Genomic DNA, 21,610 nt, shown 5'->3' with positions numbered 1-21,610 from the left:
ACATTATACCAGAAAAAGGGAGGTCAATGCTCTTTTTATTTGCATTCTCCCATAAAATCAAGGTTTTTATTGAATTTTGGGACAAAAAAACAGGTAGTTTTTGACACTACCACAAGTAACGAGGAGGTAATATTATGTCAATTACAGCTGAAACAGCAAAAGAACATGCAAAAGACCCTGCCGTATTATGTTGCAGAGCAGAAGGCGGAATTACAATTCAGGCAGCAAATCTGGAAGATCCGGCTATTTTCGATGATCTGGTAGATTCAGGACTTTTGAATCTGGAAGGAGCGCTTACGATCGAACAGGTTCTGGGAGCAACTCTGGTTAAGACTTGTGACTCTCTTACACCGCTTACCGCTGATCTGGTAGAAGGAGCCAATGTAGTTGCAGAAGCACCGATAGAAGAAGAGGAAGAAGCGGCTCCGGTAGAAGCATCTGCTGCAGCACCGGCACAGGTATGCCAGGCATCTGCGGCATCCGGTATTTTGAAAATTCATATCGGAGAAGGAAAAGATATCAATATTGAACTTCCGGTGGGTTTTAATGGCGGTGCTGCAGTAGCAGAAGTTCCTGCACAGCTTCCGGTTCAGGAGGCAGCACCGGCGGTGAAAGAACCGGAACCGAAAGTTGTAAGAAGTGTAACAAGAAAGCACTATAAGATTACAGAAGTAAAACGCGGCCCGGAGACAAAGATTGAAGGCACGACTCTTTACATCAGAGAAGGAATTGAGGAAGAAGCAGTTGCTTCTCAGGAGTTGGTACACAGCCTTAAAATTGATATCATTACACCGGATATGTATCATACCTATTCTGAGACAATTATGGACGTTCAGCCAATCGCTGCAAAAGAAGGCGATGACGAGATCGGAAGCGGAACAACAAGAGTACTTGATGGTGTTGTTATGATGGTCACAGGAACAGATGACAACGGTGTACAGATTGGTGAATTCGGTTCTTCCGAAGGCTATCTGGACGAAAACATCATGTGGAATCGTCCGGGTGCACCGGATAAAGGCGAGATCTTTATCAAGACAGAAGTTGTGATCAAAGAAGGAACCAATATGGAAAGACCGGGCCCGCTTGCAGCACATACCGCAACAGATGTGATCACACAGGAAATCCGGGTGGCTTTAAAAGCGCTTGAAGATGAAAGCCTTGTAGTAAATACAGAAACATTTGAACAGGTAAGAAGACCTGGAAAGAAGAAGGTTGTAATCGTAAAAGAGATCATGGGACAGGGCGCAATGCATGATAACCTGATCCTTCCGGTTGAGCCGGTCGGCGTTCTTGGGGCAAAACCGAACGTAGACCTTGGAAATGTTCCGGTTATGGTTTCTCCGCTTGAGGTACTGGACGGATGTATCCATGCACTGACCTGCATTGGACCTGCTTCTAAGGAAATGTCAAGACATTACTGGAGAGAACCTCTGGTTACGGAAGTGCTCCATGACGAAGAAGTAGACCTTTGCGGTGTTATTTTCGTGGGAAGTCCACAGATCAATGCGGAAAAATTCTATGTATCCAAACGTGTCGGCATGATGGTGGAAGCACTGGATGTTGACGGAGCTTTCGTCACAACAGAAGGCTTTGGAAACAACCACATTGACTTTGCAAGTCATATTGAACAGATCGGTATGAGAGGAATCTCTGTTGTCGGGATGTCTTTCTGCGCAGTTCAAGGAGCTTTGGTTGTTGGAAATAAATATATGACTCATATGATTGATAATAATAAATCTGAGTCTGGTATTGAAAATGAAGTTCTTGCCTGCAACACGCTTTGCAAGGAAGACGCAGTACGCGCACTTGCAATGCTGAAAGCTGCAATGGCTGGCGAAGAAGTAAAGAAACCGGAAAGAAAATGGAATCCGAACGTGAAATCAACCAATGTGGAATTAATTTCCGAGACGATGGACGATACGCTGGAACTGGTAAAGAATGAGCAGTCTTTGCCGATGAGCCAGAAGAGAAAAGAAAAATACGACTAAGAACAGGTGAAGAACATGAAATATGGCGATAAAATCATTTATATGGAAGGGGTAATCGTAGAAATTCATGATGGATGTGTTGGGATCGATCTCAAAGGACGTCTGGGCTATCTGAAGATTCCAATGCGAATGCTGATTACCGATTATCCATTAGTGGTGGGACAGGAAGTTGGATGGAATATGAGTTTTATTGAACAGTTAGGTCCCGAGGCCAATGACAAATATGTAAGTAACCTGGATACTTATCAGAGACGTCAGGAAGAAATGAAGTCTCATAAAGAAGAATGTGAATAGCAATTAGAGGAGGTAGTAACATGAGTTTAACAGTTGTTAAAGGGCTGCAGTCAGAAATCTATGTTCCGATTACTCCGCCGCCGGTATGGGCGCCTGTAAAGAAAGAATTAAAAGATATGACGATTGCACTTGCTACAGCGGCAGGTGTGCACCATAAAGAACAGGAAAGATTTAATCTTGCAGGAGATTTTACCTGGAGAAAAATTACCGATACGATGCCGTCAAGTGAGCTTATGGTTTCACACGGAGGATATGACAACAGTGATGTGAACAAAGACATCAACTGTATGTTCCCAATTGATAGAATCCATGAGCTGGCAAAGGAAGGATTTATCAAAGCCTGTGCACCGGTTCATGCAGGATTCATGGGCGGCGGCGGAAATCAGGAGAAATTCAAGGGTGAAACCGGTCCTGCGATCGCTCAGATGTTTGTTGAGGAAGGCGTGGATGCGGTTATCCTCACCGCTGGTTGAGGTACCTGCCACCGCTCTGCAGTTCTGGTGCAGAGAGCAATTGAAGCCGCTGGCATTCCGACTATCATTATCGCGGCACTTCCGCCGGTTGTACGTCAGACCGGTTCACCACGTGCGGTAGCTCCGCTTGTTCCGATGGGAGCAAATGCAGGAGAGCCGAACAATGTGGAAATGCAGACAGCTATTGTTAAAGCAACTCTTGAAGCTCTGGTGAGCATTGAATCTGCCGGAAAGGTAGTTTCACTTCCGTATGAATATGTTGCGAAAGTATAAGTGATATGAAATATAAAGTCTCAGATAAATAGTCTATGAGGCTTTAAAGCAAAAAAGAGAACCGAAGGGTTCTCTTTTTTGCTTTTGAAGATTGTTATCCAGAAGAGTATAATTCGTAGAGTATTTTACTCTGCGAATTTATTTAGCAGTATGTGAAAATAAAGGCTCCAGCTTTTCCATTTGATTTTTCTTTAGTTCACTTGAAGGATGAACATATCTGTTCAATGTAATATTCACAGAAGAATGACCTAGAATCTCACTTAAACTCTTAATATCAAAGCCGGATTCTACACAACAAGTTGCAAAAGTGTGTCTTAAAGTATGAAAATTGACATCTCGAATATTTAATTTTTTAAAAGTTAATTTGAAATGGTTTTCTAACGTTCGTGGCTCAATATATTTATTGATTTTCCCGGTTAACAGGAATTCATTTCCACTTTTTTGATATGATTTCAAATAAAATGCCAGGAATTCCGGAAGTGGTATACACCGATAAGATGAGTTGCTTTTTGGTTTAGTAATAACAACCTTTGTCTTAGTGCCATCTTTTTTTGTCTTATTTTGAATACGTTGCATAGTATATTTTATTTCCAAATATCTCTCATTTAGATGAATATTATCCCATGTCAATGCACATAGTTCACCAATGCGTATACCAGTAAAAAGAGCTAGCATAATACCTACTTCGCTTAATGATGTTGGGGTTTGCAAGGACGTTATAAGTGTTTGCTGTTCATGGGAAGTTAAGACATTAAAAGAAGGTGGGAGTGGACTAATGGAAATCATGGAGAAGTCACAATATAGAGGAATCTGTTGGGAAGAAGCAAAACGAAGTGCTCGTTTTACTAATGAAAATGTATCTTGGACTGTTTTTGTAGAAAGACCTTGCCGTGAATTATCTCCATTTAGAAGCAGTAATATGTAATTCTGAATATATTCTGTTGTTAACTCATAAATTTGTTTTTTCCCCAAAAACGGTAAAATGTTTTTTTCATAAGATTATAATATTTGTTGTAAGAAGTTTCTTTCAAGTTGGGCTTAATCAAGATTAGCCATCTACTAAATAATTGTTCAAAATCTTCATAATCGTTATTTTGAGGAAGTGTAGAAATTTCAAGATTCTGTTTTGACATTATATGGGAATTCCTTTCTATTACGTTAAAATTGACTGTACAAGTTTAATGTATTTTCTCTATTTTGCACAAATTATACAAAAACTTTGCTTTCCCACCCTCCTTTCATCGTACATATTGCTTGACATATTTTGAAATCATTAGTAGAATATAGTCTAAAGATAGTTCATACTTATGTACGGTTTATTTCGCAGAGTAAAATACTCTGAGAAAATTATATAGGATTTTAGAGGGAGAGGAAATGAATTATTTGAAGGAGTGATTAGTCAGATGATTGAAAAAACTCAAGATAAAATTCAAATTTTTCATGAGGGCGAATTCGTTCAAGTTGAGGCTTATGGTCCTAATGTTGTTAGAGTGAGAGCTTCGGCGGGAGAAATTGCTGATCTTGATTGGACATTATTGGAGCCATTAAAAGCAAGAGTTGAAATTTGCGATGGGAAGGATGGAACCATACAGTTGACGAATGGGAAAATTTGTGTCGAGGTCAGTGGTGATGGGCATATCACTTTTTTTAATCAGGAACATAGACTTTTGCTGAAAGAATTATGGAGAAATGAAAGAGATATAGGGGCGAGAATTATTCGGGGACATAATGGAGGACTCTTTCATCTGGAACAGAATTTTTGCCAAAGTGTAGGCGAGCATTTTTATGGATTAGGGCAAGAAGCACACGATTTGTTTGATTTGAAAGGTGCAACATTGGATTTGTGTCAGCAGAATACAAAAAGCACAATACCATTTGTTATGTCGTCCAGGGGATATGGCTTCATATGGAATAATCCCGCGATAGGAAGAGTGGAATTTGGAACTTCAATGACACGATGGGTCGCAGAATCGGCTAGACAGATTGATTATCTTGTTATAGTCGGAGATACACCTGATGAAATAGAAAAGAGTTATTGTACATTGATTGGCTTCGCACCAGAGTTCCCGATGTGGGCAACCGGTTTGTGGCAATCAAAATTACGTTATGAAACGCAGTCAGAATTGTTGGAAGTTGCCAGAGAGTATAAACGCAGACAGATTCCTATTTCTATGATTGTGTGTGACTATTTTCACTGGACACAGCAGGGAGAATGGAAATTTGATGAAAAATATTGGCCGGATCCGGCTGCTATGATAAAAGAATTGGATGAAATGGGAATTCGACTTTTGGTTTCTATTTGGCCAACTGTAGACCCACGCAGTGAGAATTTCTTGGAAATGAGAGAAAAGAATATGTTGATACGATCCGAAAGAGGACCGGGAACATTAGTGTATTGCCGTGGGCCGGAAACTTATTATGATCCAACAAATCCAAAAGCAAGAGAATATGTTTGGAATAAAGTGAAGAAAAATTATTATGATTTGGGAGTGAAAAATTTTTGGCTTGATGAATCGGAACCAGAAATTACACCTTATGATTATGACAATTTAAGATATTGGCTGGGAAATGGAATGGAAGTTAGTAGCCTTTATCCATATTATTATGCAAAGACATTTTATGACGGGCAAAAAGAGGCGGGACAGACAGAAATTGTCAACTTAATCAGATGTGCTTTCTTGGGAAGCCAGAAATATGGGGTTGTCTTATGGTCAGGTGATATTTGTGCAGATTTTGATAGCCTTCGTCGTCAGATTAAAACAGGATTGCATGTGGCTATAAGTGGAATTCCATGGTGGACTACAGATATTGGTGGGTTTCATGGTGGAGATCCCGATTCTCCTGATTATAGAGAATGTATTATTAGATGGTTTCAATTTGGTGCATTTTGTCCGGTATTCAGGATACATGGATTTCGTTATCGTGAAGATCGTCCGGTTTCCTCACCGGTAAGTCTTGAGGGATTTTGCTATTCTGGCGGACCTAATGAAGTGTGGAGCTATGGCGAAGAAGCGTATGAGATTATGAAAGCGTTTGTGCAGATAAGAGAACGGATAAGGCCATATATTTATGAAAATCTGAAGCTTGCTTCGAAAAGTGGCACACCGCTTATGCGCCCATTATTTTATGAGTATCCAGAAGAAAGAAATTACGATATTTTTGACCAATATATGTTTGGACCTGATATTATGGTTTGTCCGGTATATGAGTTGGGAAGACGAGAAAGAAAAGTATATTTTCCGGGAAATGAAATTTGGGTAGATGTATTTACAGGAGAGGAATATTCGGGTGGACTTGAAATAGTAGCGGAGACGCCGATTAGCCGGATTCCATTGTATTTAAGAAAAGGGACAGAACTTACTTGCGAGATGTTCCGGTCAAATGATTGCTAATGCTTTCACGCATTAAGTAATAAACAAAAGAAAGGAGTAAAAACATGAAAAAGACACTGAAAAAAACCTTGGCACTGGCACTTACGTTAACTATGTCAGTGGCACTGGCAGGCTGTGGAGGCAAAAAGGAAGAAGAAAAAACTCAAGAATCAACACCTACCGCTTCTGCAGAAGACACAAATTGGGAGGGCGCATCTAAAGCGGCAGAATTGAGCGGTAAGGTTACTTACATGCATTCTGGGGATGATTATGAACGTGAAATGTATGCGAACGTGTTTAAATCATATCAAGCATATGCCCCGAATGTTGAAGTGGAACAAATGTATGTACCATCTGACTATGCAACAAAACTTCAGACGCTGGCTGCAGCAGGCACTCTTCCGGATTTGTTCTGGACAAGTGAAGCTGGTGTAAAAGCCTATTATGAGGCGGGAATGCTTTCAGATATGAACGGAGTTCTGGAAGAATATCCACAGCTCACAGAAGACATCATTGATGGTGTATTAGAGTTTGGTAATATTGATGGAAAACAGGTCGCTTTTCCGAAAGATTGGACTTCATATGTAATGTACCTCAATCTTGATCTGTTTGAAGAAGCAGGTGTTGAAGTTCCAACAAATGACTGGACAGTTGAGGATTACAAAGAAATCGCAGCAGAGCTTACTCAAAAGAGCAGCGATGGAGAACGAGTAGATGTTTATGGTACAGCCATTAACAACTATCGTGCAGATTGGATTAACTGGATGGGTAACTTTGGGGCAGAGTGGTTCAAAGATGGAAAATCTAATCTTTCATCTCCAGAAGCGCTTGAAGGACTTAGTGTAATGTATGATTTAGTACAGGCTGGATCAGCACCTTCTCCTGGAACTGTTTCATCAACAGGTGATAGCGAAGACCGTCTGTTTGTTATCGGTAAAGTTGCTATGTATCCATCCGGACGTTGGGTTATTCCTTCATTCCGTTCAGAATGTGATTTTGAATGGGATGCTGTTGAAATGCCGAAGGGTACAACACGTACTTGTCCATTTATTTGTAGTATGGTTTGTATTGCAGAAACAAGCGAAAATAAAGATATTGCAGCAAATCTTCTGTCTTATCAGATGAGTGATGAAGGACTTGCATTGGTTATGGAATCTGCATTATCATTACCTGTTTATACTGATTTGCTGGCAAATGAAGATTATGTAAATACACCACCATCATCTGATGCATTCATTAATTCTGCAGAATATCTTGGAAATGAATCTCAGATTGAAGCATGTTTAACAGGACAGTGGGCTGAATATAATAGTATTATTAATGCCGGATTGTCAGATGCTTTTGAAGGTGTAACAACAATTGAAGAAGCAGTTAAGACTATTGATGAGCAGGCAAATACAACTGTGTTTAAGTAAAAAATTAGAGAAAAGGTATCCTGCAAAAACAGGATACCTTTTATAAAAGTTTGAATTAAGATGGAGGTGTCTGACCGTGAAAAATGCAAAGTTGCCTAAAAAGGGATTGACGCTGAAACAAAAAGAGGCATGCACAGGATATTTATTTATCCTTTTACCTTTAGTTAGTTTGATCATTATGATGTATTATCCAATCATTCGTTCTTTCTTTATCAGTTTCTTTGAATGGAATTTGTTACAGGAACCTACGTTTGTTGGTTTCGGAAATTATAAAACGTTAATTCATGACGAAGTTTTTAAAACAGCTCTTTGTAATACAGTGAAATGGGTTCTTATATATGTTCCTATGTCAGTAATTAGTTCCTTTTTACTTGCGCTTCTCCTTGATCGTAAAATGAAAGGAGCTGGATTTTTTAGAACATTATATTATCTTCCGGTAGTATGTCCAATTGTAGTAGTTTCTTTGCTGTTTGTGTGGATTTATAATACGGATTACGGTATTTTGAATTTTATATTAAAAGAATTGTTTCATATGGATCCTATAGGATGGCTTACGGATTCAAAGTATTCTTTGTTTGCTATTGCGATTATGTCTGTATGGAAATGGGCAGGATATAATATGTTGATTTTTTTGTCAGCTCTTCAGGGAATAGATGAGTCATTATATGAAGCAGCTGCAATCGATGGAATTTCACCGTTACAGAAATTGATTTATATTAAAATACCACTTGTTATGCCATCTATCTATTTTGTAATGTTGACTGCTGTTATTGATGCATTCCAGATGTTCACTGAGATATTCATTATGACTAAAGGTGGACCGGGATATTCTACATATACGGTATCTTATTATTTGTGGTCAAATGCATTTGAATATCAAAAAATGGGATATGCTTGTGCAATGGCAGCTGTTATGTTCGTGATTATATTGGCAGTTACATTGTTGCAGGATAGAGTTATGAATAAAAAAGTTCAATATGATGAATAAAAGGAGGTGGCAATCATGAAAAGGAAGAAAATAGGTTCGGTTTTCGTGTATTTCATGGTTATTTTAGTGGCGATTTTGGTTATTTTGCCATTTTTGTGGATGATTGTATCTGCGTTTAAGAGTCAGAGAGAACTCTTTGCATATCCACCAACTTTTTTCCCAAAAGTATGGAAGGTGGAAAACTTTATTGAGGCAGCGTCAAGAGGAAGCATTAGTTTTTGGCAGATGTTTTTAAATACTATGAAAATTGCGGTGCCTGCTACAGTATTTAATATTATCTTTTCATCACTGGCAGGCTATGCATTTGCTCGTTTACGTTTCCCATTTAGAGAGACGATTTTCATGTGCTTTATTGCGGCTATGATGGTTCCGTTTGCGATTACATTAATTCCAAGATTCCTTATGTTTAAAGATTTAGGATTCTATGATACATATGTACCATTGATTTTGCCGATTATGTTTGGTACGCCATTTTCAATCTTTTTAACGAGACAGTTTTTTATGACATTACCTAAGGAACTTGAAGAAGCAGCTATCGTTGATGGATGCGGTCACGTTAGAATTTGGGCACAAATTTTTATGCCGCTTTGTAAACCCATTATTGCAACTTTGGCAGTGTTCCAGTTCCAGAGTTCTTACAATGATTTTATGGGACCGGTTATTTACATCGCATCAGATGCTAAATTTACAGTACAGATGGGGTTATCCTCTTTTAGAAATTCATTTACATCACGATATGATCTTATTATGGCAGGGTCAATTTTAGCGATTATTCCGGTGCTTATTTTATTTATCTGTTGCCAGAAGTATATTGTTCGTGGTATTGCTATGAGTGGTATGAAGGGATAATAATTCTGCGACATCTTAGTAATATGTAAAGGCTTCTGCCGGCACCTTTTAGGGACTGGAGGAAGCTTTTTGCATTTTTAATGTGATACACTTCGTGCTAGAACTGGCAATAGAATAATACATTATATGACGAGGATACAACATGATTGAAGTAAAAGGACTTGTAAAAAAATATGGAAGTAAGACAGTTTTGGATAATGTAAGTTTTGAGGTGGAAGAAGGCGAAATAATGGGGCTGTTAGGACCAAATGGAGCTGGAAAATCTACGACTATGAATATTATTACCGGAAATCTCTCCGCAACGGATGGGATGGTAAAAATTAATGGGTATGAAATACTGGAATCACCTTTGGAGGCCAAAAAAGAACTGGGATATCTTCCGGAATTACCGCCATTGTACATGGATATGACAGTAAAAGAATATTTGAATTTTGTATATCGGCTTAAAAAATGCAGATTGCCAAGAAAACAACATCTTGAGGCAGTGTGTAAAGCTGCACATATACAGGATGTCTATAATAGAGTGATTAAAAACCTATCCAAGGGGTATAAACAACGTATAGGTATTGCGCAGGCGCTTATAGGGGAACCTAAGGTTTTGATTTTGGATGAACCTACAGTAGGCTTAGACCCTAAACAGATGATAGAAATTCGTGATCTGATTCGGCTTCTTGGAAAGAAGCATACAGTAATACTTTCAAGTCACATTTTGTCTGAGGTGCAGGCTGTATGTGATCGGGTAGTTGTAATAAACAAAGGAAAATTGATTGCAAATGATAGCCCGGAGAATTTGTCCAGACAATTACATGGAAATTGTTTGAAGATTGTTGTGGAAGGTCCTCAAGGTAAGATATATAATGCGTTGAAACAGATGAAAGAGCTGGCTTCGGTTGAAGTCCTTCCTGCCGTGGATCAGAATACTTGTGCATTTGAAATTCATGCGAAAGATAACTTGGATATACGTCACAGCATAGCAAAGTATTTTAAAGATACCCCTTGGTTACTTTTGGAACTTAAGATGTCAGATATGAGTCTTGAAAATATATTCCTGAAACTAACAGATGGAAAAAAAAGATAGGAGGAATGAAAAGTTGACTGCAATATTTTTAAGAGAATTGGCTTCCTATTTTATTTCGCCGATTGGATATGTATATTTGGCGGCGTTTTATGCTTTGGCTGGATATCAATATACGGTTATTATTTTAAATGGAAGTGCAGAAATGAATTATGAATTTTCATTCTTATATACGATTATCCTCTTGCTCACTCCAATTTTGACTATGCGCCTTATGAGTGAAGATAGAAAGCAGAAAACGGATCAGATTTTGTTCTCATCACCAATCTCTTTGTCAGAAATTGTAGCGGGAAAATATTTTGCTGCAATAGTAGTGTATTTGCTTGGAATTGGCGTTACCTTGTTACATGCGGTAGCGCTTGCACCATATGCTGATTTGAATTGGAAACTCATTCTGGGAAATGTGGTAGGGATTTCATTAATGGGTACGGCAGGAATTTCGCTTTGTATGTTTATCTCTGCGCAGACTGAAAATCAAATCATAGCAGCAATAGGAGGGTTTACTGCTATGATTGTAGTTATTTCATTGAATTCAATAGCAAATTTTATACCTTTTGAACCAATTAGAGCCGGATTATACAGTATTTCATTTTATACACGATACTACAATTTAACAGTTGGAATATTTCGAGTATCAGACTTATTTTTCTTTATTAGTTTTGCAGCAGTATTCTTTTTCTTAACGGAAAGAGTTTTGGAGAAAAGAAGATGGAGTGGACGATAAAGGTAAAGAAAGTGAGGACAAAGATGAAATCGATAAGTAGAAGAAGAAAATACGGAGTATTGGCAACTACAATCAGTATTTTGGGAGTTGTTTTGATTGTGGCGGCTAACATTGTTGTTGATAAACTGACAGATAAATATGAATGGAGTAAAGACTTAACAGAGGATGAAAGATATGCCATTACGGAAGAATCGATACGGTGTGTGAAAGAATTGGAAAGTAATGTGAAAATAACGGTTTTTGTTGATGAGGAATCCATGGCTTCTGGAAGCTATTATCTGGTGCAGGCATATCAGAATATCTTGGAATATGAGCGTAATTCAGATAAGGTAGAAGTGGAGTTTGTTGATTTAGTTGAGAATCCGACATATATTGCAAAATATCCAGAGTTAAATCTTAGCGCATATGACATTTTAGTGGAGTCCGACAAAGGCACAGAAGTATTGTCTTTGCAGGAAATGTATGAATATGATAGTTCTGGAAGTACAATTACAGGGTCAAAAGTAGAGCAGATGATAACGAATGCAATTGTTACGGTTACATCTGAAGCGAAAACGAAGGCGGTTGTATTAACAGGGTATGGAAAAACATACCCAAATGAATTAGTAGAATTGCTGGAAGCTAACCAATATGATGTGGAGGAACAATCACTTCTTACCGGAGAGATAAGTAAAGATGCAGAAACTGCTATTTTATATGCTCCGCAAGGAGATCTAGAGGAAATCAGTCTGAAAAGCTTAAGAACATGGTTGGATAATGATGGAAAGCAAGGGAAAAGTTTGTTTGTATTTTTAGATCCAACGATAGAAAAATTGCCTCGTTTAGAAGAATTTTTGAATGAATGGGGAATTGCATTGGGAGAGGGGTATGCATTTGAAGCGAATAAAAGCCTCTATTATGACAAGTTCTATTATCCAATTGCTCAGTATGCAGACAAGGATTATGCAGAAAATTTGACGGGGGATGATTTGACGATTATGGCGCTTTGTCGACCGGTGGATGTATTGTTTGATACAAAAGATAATTATACTACTTCTGTTCTATTGAATTTCTCGACAACATCAGGTGCGATAAAACTTGGTGAAACAGAAGTAACAAACGAGTTAGTAACTGGAGATGTCAAAGGAATGGTTATGTCAAGTCATGACTGGTATGGGACTGAAGTTAATACATCAAATGTTGTGGTTTCAGGATCGGCTCTGGCATTTAGCGAAAGCTTAATTACAAGTGATACATTTGCAAATTCAGATTATATATTGGGTGTATTTCGTAAATTGAATAACCGTGATACGGGATATTATATAGAAACAAAAGAATTTAGTATGCCTATGCATTCGATGACAGGGGCAAGAACAAATATGTATGTGTGGATATTTATGGTTATCCTTCCGGTGGTGGTATTCGCAGCTGGTATTGTAGTGTGGATGAAAAGAAAAAATTGTTAGAAAAGAGGGCTGTGAATGAAGAAACAAAAAAAGATAATTCTGATGATTGGTGTATGCCTGATTCTGTTGATAGGGGCTGGAGTTTTGTTGGGAGATCCGGATCAGAAATCAATTGAAAAAGATGAAAAAGTAATTCTTCTAGATACAGAAATGAATGTACTTGAGTCAATTGTGGTTGAGAATATGTCAGGAGGATATTGCGCTACATGTGAGAATGGGGAAATCAGTATAAATGATCTGGATGGGGTTCCGCTGGACTCATCAGTGATCAGTAAATTAAAAAATTGTTTGTCAAAAATTCAAAGTGAAAGTGAGGTTCAAAATGGTATAGAAAGGCTGACAGATTTTGGGCTTGACCAACCCTCAGCTACTGTAACGATAAAATCAAAGCAGGAAGAATTCGTGCTTATGCTTGGAGATGTTGTCCCTGATGAAAAAGAAGTTCGATATGTCGAATGGAATGATAAAGTATATACTATGGAAGAAAGTAAGGTTGAAGTGTTTTTTTATGACAAATACACTTTTGTATCTAAGCAGATTACTCCATCATATGAAGACGGCTCGGACGATTATTTGGTCACATCGGTTAAGATTGAAGGAGAACAACGAGAGAAGCCTCTTGAAATCAAACTTGCTGAGAGCCAGGAACTTGCAGGTTACATGGTGAACTCTTATGAATTGGTATCGCCTTTGCAATATCCGGCAACTGCTGATATATATGAACAGTTTTTGACATTTGTGTTTAATATGGAAGCAGAAGAGATTGTCAAGATAAAGCCGGATTCAAGTGAAATAGAGAAGTACGACCTTAAGGAACCTTACATATCTGCGCAGATAATATATCAAGATGAAGAAGAAAATGAGAAAGAAATTACTTTGTCAGTATCGCAAGCAGATGAGGATGGAAATGTTTATGTATGGAAGCAAGATACTGCTATCATTTATAAGTGTTCAAAAGAAACGGTTGCATGGATGGAATCTTCCGAGGAAAGTTTGGTAAGTAAAACAATTGCAGTACCAGACATTCGAAGCTTACAAAAACTGGAAATATATGATGCTGAAAGAGGAACGTTTTCAATTGAGATTGAAAGCGAGGAAGAAGAAAGTAAGGTATTTTTTGAAAATCAAGAATTACAGATAGACAATTTTAAGAATTATTATTATTTAGTAATTAGCCTTTCGGCAGATGAAGTATTATTCGATAATTTACCATCGGTAACGAATATGCAGGTAAGTGCTGAAATTAGATTTGTTTACGAAGATGGTAATAGAGATATTGTGTCATATTACCAGGAAGGAAATGGAAAATTATATGCAACATATAATAATGGGGAGAAGGGTTTTAGACTCTCCGCTTCAAAGCTTGAGTTGGTATTAAGTGATTTGCAACGACTAATCAGCGGAGAGAAAATTGAAACCAGGTATTAGTTATTGGGATCTGTTTTATGCTCATCAATAGATTTCGCTTTTTCAAGAGAGTCAAGCGCTTTTTTGAAACCGGGTTCAATTAGACGTTCGGCAGCCATAGCATAACAACCGGGAAGCAAAAACATAGTTACAGGTGCAATGTATGAAGCTACAATACATAAAAGAAAAATGATAATCAGTAGGAGGGTGAAGCCAAAACGAGTTACTGCCAGTGCAATACTTGTTTTGATTATATCAATGGTTTTCATGTAAAACCGTGATAGGACGGGGAAACCATATGTACATAATATGCATGTGAAGAATGAAACGAAAGCAGTAATGACTAAGTATAACAAACCAAGCACGCTGTCAAATTCCATACTTTTAGAAAAATTAAAGCAAACGAAAGCAAACAGAATAAGAAAAGTGGTTAATAAAGTTAAGATAATTCCCTGTTTCGCGTTAGATTTGAAAGAGTTCCAAAAAGTAGTTAATAGATAACCTTCATTTTGGAAAATTACTTTGTGGACAGTATGATATAATGCGGAAGTTGCGGGACCAATAGTAATAATGGGGCAACTGAAAATAATCCAGAGGATACTGACGATTAGAAGATCACAGAATTTGCTTAAAAAGGTCATAACAGGTCCGTCAAGGTTAAATAAAGTATTCATATCATTCCTTCTTTCTATGGTTGATATATGAATTCTAACACGGATATAACAAAGTGTCAAATAGTAAAATACGAGCCTGCATAAAGATAAAATAAATAGTGACAGGTAAAAGGAGGTAAACATGAGTGAAGATGTAAGAAAAATTGTTCAAATGGATTTGGAGTCAATCTATATTGGTAATTTAAACACTGTAGAAGACAACCTGAACTTGCCGAGTGAGGGAAAGTATGGTTCCCAATTAATATGGACAACTGGGGAAGAACGTTTTATTGAGGTGAATGGCATAGTTCATCGTCCATTACATGGAATGGGAAACCGTAACGTTGATTTGACTGTAGAGGCAATTTGCGGAAACTACAGTGAAAAAAGGACGTTTACAGCCACCGTACTACAGCAAACAAAGGAAAATATTGTGGCTAAAGTGTATGATGTGGAAATGGACGCTGAGTTTGGCGAGAAAAAAATATTACCTTCAGTTGTTATTGTAGATACTATGGATGGACGTTGTATGACAATGGCAGTAACATGGGATAACTATGAACCTTTACATACAGAAGGTGTAGTGGTTGTAAAAGGAAAACTGAAAGACAATGATAAAGATGCTTATGCAAAAATAAAATATAAAAAGCAGTTGATAAGAAAAGAGGCACCAAAACAGAAAGGAACATATTTCCCACTGAATCAAGTAAGGCTTCTTGAAGGTAGTCTTTATTATGATTATCAGAAGAAAATGGTTGAATATTTACTTGGTATAGATGATGATCAGATGTTGTACAATTTCAGAAAAGCAGCAGGGCTGGATACGCTAAATGCAGAACCGATGACTGGTTGGGATGAAGAGTCTTGCAAATTGAAAGGACACACGACTGGACATTATATGTCTGGACTTGGTCTCGCATGGTCGGTAACTGGGGATGAGAGATTTTTAGATAAAATTAAATACATGGTTGATGCATTGTGTGAATGTCAAGAAGCATTTGCAAAATCAGGTCAATATCACAGAGGTTTTCTTAGTGCATATTCTGAAGAACAGTTTGATCTTCTAGAACAATATACGCGTTATCCTGAGATATGGGCACCATATTATACATTAGATAAAATTATGTCAGGATTATATGATTGTTATCAGTATGCGGGATATGAGAAGGCTTTGTCGATTCTTACATTAATGGGGGATTGGGTTTATGATCGTCTTTCGAGACTTTCAAAAGAAGCAAGAGATAAGATGTGGGCGATGTACATTGCTGGAGAATTTGGCGGTATGTTTGGAACAATGGTGAAACTCTATCAGTTGACCGGTAATGAGAAACATTTAGCGGCTGCATGTATGTTTTATAATGAAAAATTGTTCTATCCGATGGAAAAGAATTATGATACTCTTGAAGATATGCACGCTAATCAGCATATCCCACAAATTCTGGGAGCTATGGATATGTATCAGACAACACAGGATGCAGAATATTGGGATATTGCAAAAAATTTCTGGGAAATTGTTACAAATGGGCATATTTATACTATAGGAGGAGTAGGAGAAACTGAGATGTTTCATGGTGCGGGAACTACTTGCTCGTATCTCACTGAAAAGGCTGCTGAAAGTTGTGCCAGTTATAATATGCTTAGGTTAACTGCTCAGCTCTTTGAATATACAATGTCCGGAAATTTGATGGATTATTATGATAATACACTTAGAAATCACATTTTGACATCGTGCAGCCATACTAACGATGGAGGTACTACATATTTTATGCCACTTGGTCCGGGACAGAGTAAAGAGTATTCTACAACAGAAAATACATGTTGCCACGGAACGGGAATGGAAAGTCGTTTCCGTTATATGGAAAATATTTATGCATATGATGAAAATTATATTTACATTAATCTATGGATTAACTCTGAACTTAATGGAGAAGTAAAACTGGAACAGAGAAGTGAGTATGGCAGTGAGACAACAGTCGTTTTGTGTAAAAGTAATTTAAATAAAAAGCTTAAGATTCATATACCGAGCTGGGCGGAACAATCATTTGAAATATTGATTAATGGAGTGGAATTACACAATTGTGTGGTTGAAAATGGATATGCTGTTGTAGAACAGTGCCTTGAATCTGGTGATAAGATTGAACTGAAATTACCGATGGAACTGAGGGTGATTGAAAATACATCAGATAAACATTTTGTCAATCTTGCTTATGGACCATATATTATGGCAATACTTTCAGAAGAGAAGGACTTTATGCAATTACCACCAATAGATACTATTGAGAAAAGTGAAGTGCCAATGCATTTTGTTGTAAAAGGAAAAGAAATGATTCCTTTTGCAGAAGTGGATCTGCAGTCATATCATGTTTATTTAAAGAGATAAATTAAGTGAAAATGTTTAGGCCTATTTCTTGACGCGTTAAATTGTTGAGGAGCAGGCCTTTATTCATAGAAATATCTACACTTTTCTAAAAAAATATTTTATAATACGAAAAGATGAAGTTAGTAAAACATATTTTTTAAAGGAGAAGGCAGTGGAAAAAGATTTACGCCGCCTTGTAATCAAGGCATTTCACGTACAGGACGTATCTTATGGACAGGAAAACCGGGTGATGCCGGATGGCAGGATGGTAATAGATGGAGCAATCCTTCAAGAGATTCTGGCAAAGCATCCGCAACTTGAGAAAATAGATGTTCAGATCATTCCGCCTCACGACCATGATCGTTACACGAACACAATTATGGATATCATCCCGATTTCGACCAAGGTTCTTGGAAAAATCGGAGAAGGAATCACACATACCCTTACCGGAGTGTACGTGATTCTGACCGGGGTAGATGTAAATGGAAAGCAGACGCATGAATTCGGATCTTCCGAGGGGAATCTGAAGGAAAAGTTGTATCTGAACCGGGCGGGAACGCCGGGGGATGAGGATTATATTCTTTCATTTGATGTCGTTCTGAAAGCTGGAATGGGACAAGAACGGGAAGGCGTTCTTGCCGCACACAGAGCCTGTGATGAATTTATTCAGATTTTCCGGGAACAGATGAAGAAATTCAGAGGAGACCTCTGCAGCGAGCGCCATGAATACCATGATATCGTGCGGCCCGGGAAGAAACGTGTGCTGATCGTAAAGCAGGTTGCCGGACAAGGTGCGATGTATGACACCTCGCTTTTTGCAAAGGAGCCTTCCGGCACAGAGGGCGGGCATTCGATCATTGATATGGGAAACATGCCGGTGATCGTGACACCGAACGAATATAGGGACGGAATCATCCGTTCTATGCAGTAGGAGGAAAGACTATGGGTATAGGACCATCTACAAAAGAAACATCCCTGCACCATTTTCGTGATCCACTTCTCGATGTGGTATCAGCAGATGAAGATCTGGATCTGATGGGAATTATGATTGTGGGAACTCCGGATGATAATGAAGATAAGATTCTGGTGGGGACCCGCGCCGCGGTCTGGGCGGAAGCAATGCGTGCTGACGGAGTGATTTTATCCTCTGACGGATGGGGAAACAGTGACGTGGATTTTGCCAATACGGTCGAGCAGATGGAAATCCGCGGCATTCCGGTGACCGGGCTTAAGTTCAGTGGTACGGTTGGGCAGTTTGTTGTCACGAATGATTATCTGGATGGAATTCTGGATATTAACAAAAGCGCAGAAGGTGTTGAGACGAATGTAGTCGGGGAAAACAATGTGACTCAGCTTGACGCCAGAAAAGTGACTGCGCTTTTAAAGCTGAAGATGAGAAAAAGAGACGCGTAATAGGTCTCTTTTTTGAACTTATTAAGTAATGATATGATTTCTTATAATCGCCCGCATGCTTTCGTTGAGGTATGGCTTCAAGCTTTCAAATGGAATCGGATCATTTTCCAGTATCGTGCTGTAGGAAGTGGAACTAGCAAGTTCAATGATGAGAAACATCATAGTTTCAGGTGCTTTGAGTTTAACTGCTGGATTTTCGAGAAGTCTTGTGCGGTAGAGTTCCATAATGTTGATATCTGCTTCATCGTCGCTCGAAAGAATCGCTTGGCGGAAAATTCCCCAACTTAGATTTTTAGAAATAAAGCGTAGCATCGCCTTGTTCTCCTGCATTTGTTCCAGAATAAAATCCACAATGAAAATAATCCGGTCCTCGAATGCCGGAATATCGGAAGACTCTAATGCCTGCCATGCGGCTAAGAAGAGCTTTCCGGCAGTCCGGGAGATCAGATGATCCCGCAATTCATATTTATCTGTAAAATAAAGATAGAAGGTTCCCTTTGCAACTCCGGCCTTTTTGGCAATGTCGCTGATGGAGGTTTTTTCAGTTCCCTGTTCTATGAATAAATCGTAGGCACTTCGATAGAGTGCGTCTAATTTCAATTGTTTGTTTTCATCTACTTTTCCCATAATTTATCTCCTTTACAAGAACATTATACAAGCGAAATGACTAAAAGTCAATTTTTTATATTTAAATTATTGACTTATGGTCATTTTTGGCATATAGTGAGAACGCGAAAAAGAAAAATGACCAAAAGTCAATAATAAAGGAGAGAACGCTATGAATAAAATAAGAAAACTCATTGTAAAATACCGAGTCGCAATTCTGGCACTTGGTATTCTTCTGCTGATCCCTTCGGCAATGGGCTATCTTAAAACCAGAGTTAATTATGATATCCTGTATTATCTGCCCGATGATATTGAAACGATGAAAGGACAGGATATTTTACAGGAGGACTTCGGGAAGGGTGCTTTTGCCATGGAAATCGTGGAAGGAATGACGTCAAAAGAAGTTGCAGAAGTAAAAGATAAAATAGAAGAGGTGGATGGTGTAGCTGATGTCATCTGGTATGATTCGATAGCGGATCTGTCGCTTCCGATTGATATCCTTCCCGATAGGCTGAAGGATGTATTTAATACGGATGATGCCACATTGATGGCGATCTTCTTTGAGGATACCACCTCTGCTGACAGTACGATGGATGCAATTACTGAAATACGGAAGATAACGAATGATCAGTGTTACCTAAGCAGCATGTCTGCGGTGGTAACGGATATTAAAGCATTATCGGAAAAAGAAACACCGATTTACGTGCTGATAGCAGTTGTGCTGACCTGCATCGTGCTTTCGATATTTATGGATTGCTGGATCCTTCCGATTTTCTTTATGCTCAGTATCGGTATGGCGATTGCCTATAATATGGGAACGAATTATTTCCTGGGAGAAATTTCTTACATCACAAAAGCATTGAGTGCGGTTCTGCAGCTTGGTGTCACGCTGGATTATTCTATTTTCCTGTGGCACAGTTATCAGGAGAATCAGCAGAGGTTTCCGGGAGATAAAGAGCGGGCGATGGCGCACGCCATTTCCAATACATTTTCATCGGTGGTCGGAAGTTCGATCACAACGGTTGCCGGTTTTATCGCGCTTTGCTTCATGAGCTTTACATTGGGAAAAGATCTGGGAATCGTTATGGCTAAAGGTGTTATTTTCGGCGTACTTTGCTGCGTCACGATTCTTCCGTCCTTTATCCTTGTGTTTGATAAAGCGATTCAGAAAACAACGCACAAAAATATCATGCCAAAGATGGAAAAACCGGCGGCATTTATTACAAAACATTACAAAGCATTTGTTGCGGCGTTTGTGGTTGTTTTGATTCCGGCGTTTTTGGGATATACAAAAGCGGACGTTTATTATAATCTTGATGCAACCTTGCCGAAGGATCTGGATAGTATTATTGCAAATGAAAAACTGTCAGATGAATTTGATATGAATGCAACCCATATGGTTCTGGCAAATGCGGATTTATCTTCCAAAGATGCAAAGGCGATGCTGAATGAAATGTCGGATGTAAAAGGCGTCAAATTTGCTTTGGGACTGGATAGTATCCTTGGCTCGGCGATTCCGAGAGATATGATTCCGGATGAGGTGACGAGCCAATTGAAAGAAGGCGATTGGCAGCTGTTTCTGGTACAGTCTGAATATAAGACGGCGACGGATGAGGTGAATGCCCAGTGCGAAGAACTGAACAGTATTATTAAAAAATACGATTCGACAGCGATGCTGATCGGTGAAGCGCCCTGTACGAAAGATCTGATTACGATTACGGATAAAGATTTTAAAGTGGTCAGTGCGATATCTATTGTGGCAATATTCCTCATCATTGCATTGGTGTTTAAGTCCGTGTCTGTTCCGATTGTACTTGTATCGGTAATTGAATTTGCAATTTTCATCAATCTGGGAATTCCGTATTATACCGGAACGAAGATGCCGTTTATCGCATCCATTGTCATTGGAACCATACAGCTTGGAGCAACTGTGGATTATGCAATTCTGATGACAACACGATATAAGAAAGAACGTTGTCACGGTAAAGAGAAGAAAGAAGCAATTCAGATTGCGCTTTCTACATCTATTACTTCGGTTATCGTGTCTGCACTTGGGTTCTTTGCGGCAACATTCGGGGTTGGAATGTATTCAGACATCGATATGATTTCAGCTCTTTGCACGCTGATGGCAAGGGGCGCGATTATCAGTATGATCGTTGTAATATTCATTCTTCCGTCCATGCTCATGGTTTTTGATAAAGTGATCTGTGCGACGACGGGAGAAATGCGAAAAATAAAGAAACAAAAAATGGCAGCTGTGGCTGCTGAACTATAACA

Annotated in this window: 18 protein-coding genes; 15 read left to right on the top strand and 3 right to left on the bottom strand. The window is 38.7% G+C overall.

From position 1 onward, the window contains the following. Positions 1-134: 134 nt before the first annotated feature. Genes prdA through prdB form a run of 3 tightly spaced genes read left to right on the top strand, consistent with a single transcriptional unit; the run spans position 135 to position 3,028 of the window. Positions 135-1,988 carry a D-proline reductase (dithiol) proprotein PrdA gene (prdA, locus tag ACTNBR_RS11460; RefSeq protein WP_441018329.1) on the top strand — a complete coding sequence of 618 codons (1,854 nt, stop codon included), beginning with the start codon at positions 135-137 and terminating at the stop codon, positions 1,986-1,988. A 15-nt stretch (positions 1,989-2,003) separates the two neighbouring features. Next, on the top strand, positions 2,004-2,282 hold the full coding sequence (locus ACTNBR_RS11455) for a CBO2463/CBO2479 domain-containing protein (RefSeq protein WP_427806725.1): 279 nt from the start codon (positions 2,004-2,006) through the stop codon (positions 2,280-2,282). A 20-nt stretch (positions 2,283-2,302) separates the two neighbouring features. Continuing rightward, positions 2,303-3,028, top strand: coding sequence for a D-proline reductase (dithiol) protein PrdB (gene prdB / locus ACTNBR_RS11450; protein WP_427806666.1), 726 nt, complete (start codon positions 2,303-2,305; stop codon positions 3,026-3,028). Positions 3,029-3,166: 138 nt separating this feature from the next. Here the strand turns inward: prdB and ACTNBR_RS11445 are convergent, their stop codons facing one another. Then, entirely contained in the window at positions 3,167-4,000 is an 834-nt protein-coding gene (locus ACTNBR_RS11445; protein ID WP_441018331.1) for a tyrosine-type recombinase/integrase, read from the bottom strand. Between the two features lie 431 nt (positions 4,001-4,431). Between ACTNBR_RS11445 and ACTNBR_RS11440 the strand changes: the two genes are divergently transcribed. The 8 genes from ACTNBR_RS11440 to ACTNBR_RS11405 all read left to right on the top strand — a co-directional run bounded on the left by ACTNBR_RS11440 (position 4,432) and on the right by ACTNBR_RS11405 (position 14,323). Further along, positions 4,432-6,420, top strand: coding sequence for a TIM-barrel domain-containing protein (locus ACTNBR_RS11440; RefSeq protein ID WP_441018332.1), 1,989 nt, complete (start codon positions 4,432-4,434; stop codon positions 6,418-6,420). Between the two features lie 44 nt (positions 6,421-6,464). After that, positions 6,465-7,814, top strand: a complete 1,350-nt coding sequence (locus ACTNBR_RS11435) for an ABC transporter substrate-binding protein (protein WP_441018334.1) — start codon at positions 6,465-6,467, stop codon at positions 7,812-7,814. Positions 7,815-7,890: 76 nt separating this feature from the next. Next, positions 7,891-8,802 carry a carbohydrate ABC transporter permease gene (locus ACTNBR_RS11430; protein WP_441018336.1) on the top strand — a complete coding sequence of 304 codons (912 nt, stop codon included), beginning with the start codon at positions 7,891-7,893 and terminating at the stop codon, positions 8,800-8,802. A gap of 15 nt (positions 8,803-8,817) precedes the next feature. Next, positions 8,818-9,651: a carbohydrate ABC transporter permease gene (locus ACTNBR_RS11425; RefSeq protein ID WP_427806672.1), complete on the top strand. Its 834-nt coding sequence runs from the start codon at positions 8,818-8,820 to the stop codon at positions 9,649-9,651. A gap of 142 nt (positions 9,652-9,793) precedes the next feature. Further along, positions 9,794-10,729 (top strand): ABC transporter ATP-binding protein, encoded by a 936-nt coding sequence (locus tag ACTNBR_RS11420; RefSeq protein ID WP_427806673.1) that lies wholly within the window; start codon positions 9,794-9,796, stop codon positions 10,727-10,729. Beyond that, on the top strand, positions 10,713-11,450 hold the full coding sequence (locus ACTNBR_RS11415) for an ABC-2 transporter permease (protein WP_427806674.1): 738 nt from the start codon (positions 10,713-10,715) through the stop codon (positions 11,448-11,450). The genes ACTNBR_RS11420 and ACTNBR_RS11415 overlap by 17 nt, the downstream gene beginning before the upstream one ends. Further along, complete coding sequence (locus ACTNBR_RS11410; protein ID WP_441042707.1) at positions 11,435-12,895, top strand: DUF7088 domain-containing protein; 1,461 nt, start codon at positions 11,435-11,437, stop codon at positions 12,893-12,895. The genes ACTNBR_RS11415 and ACTNBR_RS11410 overlap by 16 nt, the downstream gene beginning before the upstream one ends. Positions 12,896-12,910: 15 nt before the next feature. Next, a complete protein-coding gene (locus ACTNBR_RS11405) occupies positions 12,911-14,323 on the top strand; it encodes a DUF4340 domain-containing protein (protein WP_427806676.1) in 1,413 nt (470 codons plus the stop codon). Here the strand turns inward: ACTNBR_RS11405 and ACTNBR_RS11400 are convergent. Then, on the bottom strand, positions 14,320-14,976 hold the full coding sequence (locus ACTNBR_RS11400) for a YesL family protein (protein WP_441018338.1): 657 nt from the start codon (positions 14,974-14,976) through the stop codon (positions 14,320-14,322). The genes ACTNBR_RS11405 and ACTNBR_RS11400 overlap by 4 nt on opposite strands. A gap of 121 nt (positions 14,977-15,097) precedes the next feature. Between ACTNBR_RS11400 and ACTNBR_RS11395 the strand changes: the two genes are divergently transcribed. The 3 genes from ACTNBR_RS11395 to ACTNBR_RS11385 all read left to right on the top strand — a co-directional run bounded on the left by ACTNBR_RS11395 (position 15,098) and on the right by ACTNBR_RS11385 (position 18,727). After that, positions 15,098-17,335, top strand: coding sequence for a beta-L-arabinofuranosidase domain-containing protein (locus ACTNBR_RS11395; RefSeq protein ID WP_441018340.1), 2,238 nt, complete (start codon positions 15,098-15,100; stop codon positions 17,333-17,335). Positions 17,336-17,486: 151 nt separating this feature from the next. Continuing rightward, entirely contained in the window at positions 17,487-18,245 is a 759-nt protein-coding gene (prdD, locus tag ACTNBR_RS11390; protein ID WP_427806681.1) for a proline reductase cluster protein PrdD, read from the top strand. A gap of 11 nt (positions 18,246-18,256) precedes the next feature. Beyond that, the gene (locus ACTNBR_RS11385) at positions 18,257-18,727 is read left to right on the top strand and encodes a glycine/sarcosine/betaine reductase component B subunit (protein ID WP_427806682.1); all 471 of its coding nucleotides are present in this window, start codon (positions 18,257-18,259) and stop codon (positions 18,725-18,727) included. A 21-nt stretch (positions 18,728-18,748) separates the two neighbouring features. On the opposite strand, the gene ACTNBR_RS11380 is transcribed toward ACTNBR_RS11385, so the two are convergent. After that, positions 18,749-19,354, bottom strand: coding sequence for a TetR/AcrR family transcriptional regulator (locus ACTNBR_RS11380; protein ID WP_427806683.1), 606 nt, complete (start codon positions 19,352-19,354; stop codon positions 18,749-18,751). A gap of 151 nt (positions 19,355-19,505) precedes the next feature. Between ACTNBR_RS11380 and ACTNBR_RS11375 the strand changes: the two genes are divergently transcribed. Then, the gene (locus ACTNBR_RS11375; protein ID WP_427806684.1) at positions 19,506-21,608 is read left to right on the top strand and encodes an efflux RND transporter permease subunit; all 2,103 of its coding nucleotides are present in this window, start codon (positions 19,506-19,508) and stop codon (positions 21,606-21,608) included. Positions 21,609-21,610 lie beyond the last annotated feature (2 nt).

The organism is Bariatricus sp. HCP28S3_F11 (genome assembly GCF_052065395.1).
GTDB lineage: Bacteria > Bacillota > Clostridia > Lachnospirales > Lachnospiraceae > Allocoprococcus.
Note: the sequence above shows the minus strand (reverse complement) of the source record. Positions and strands in the feature narration are given on the sequence as shown.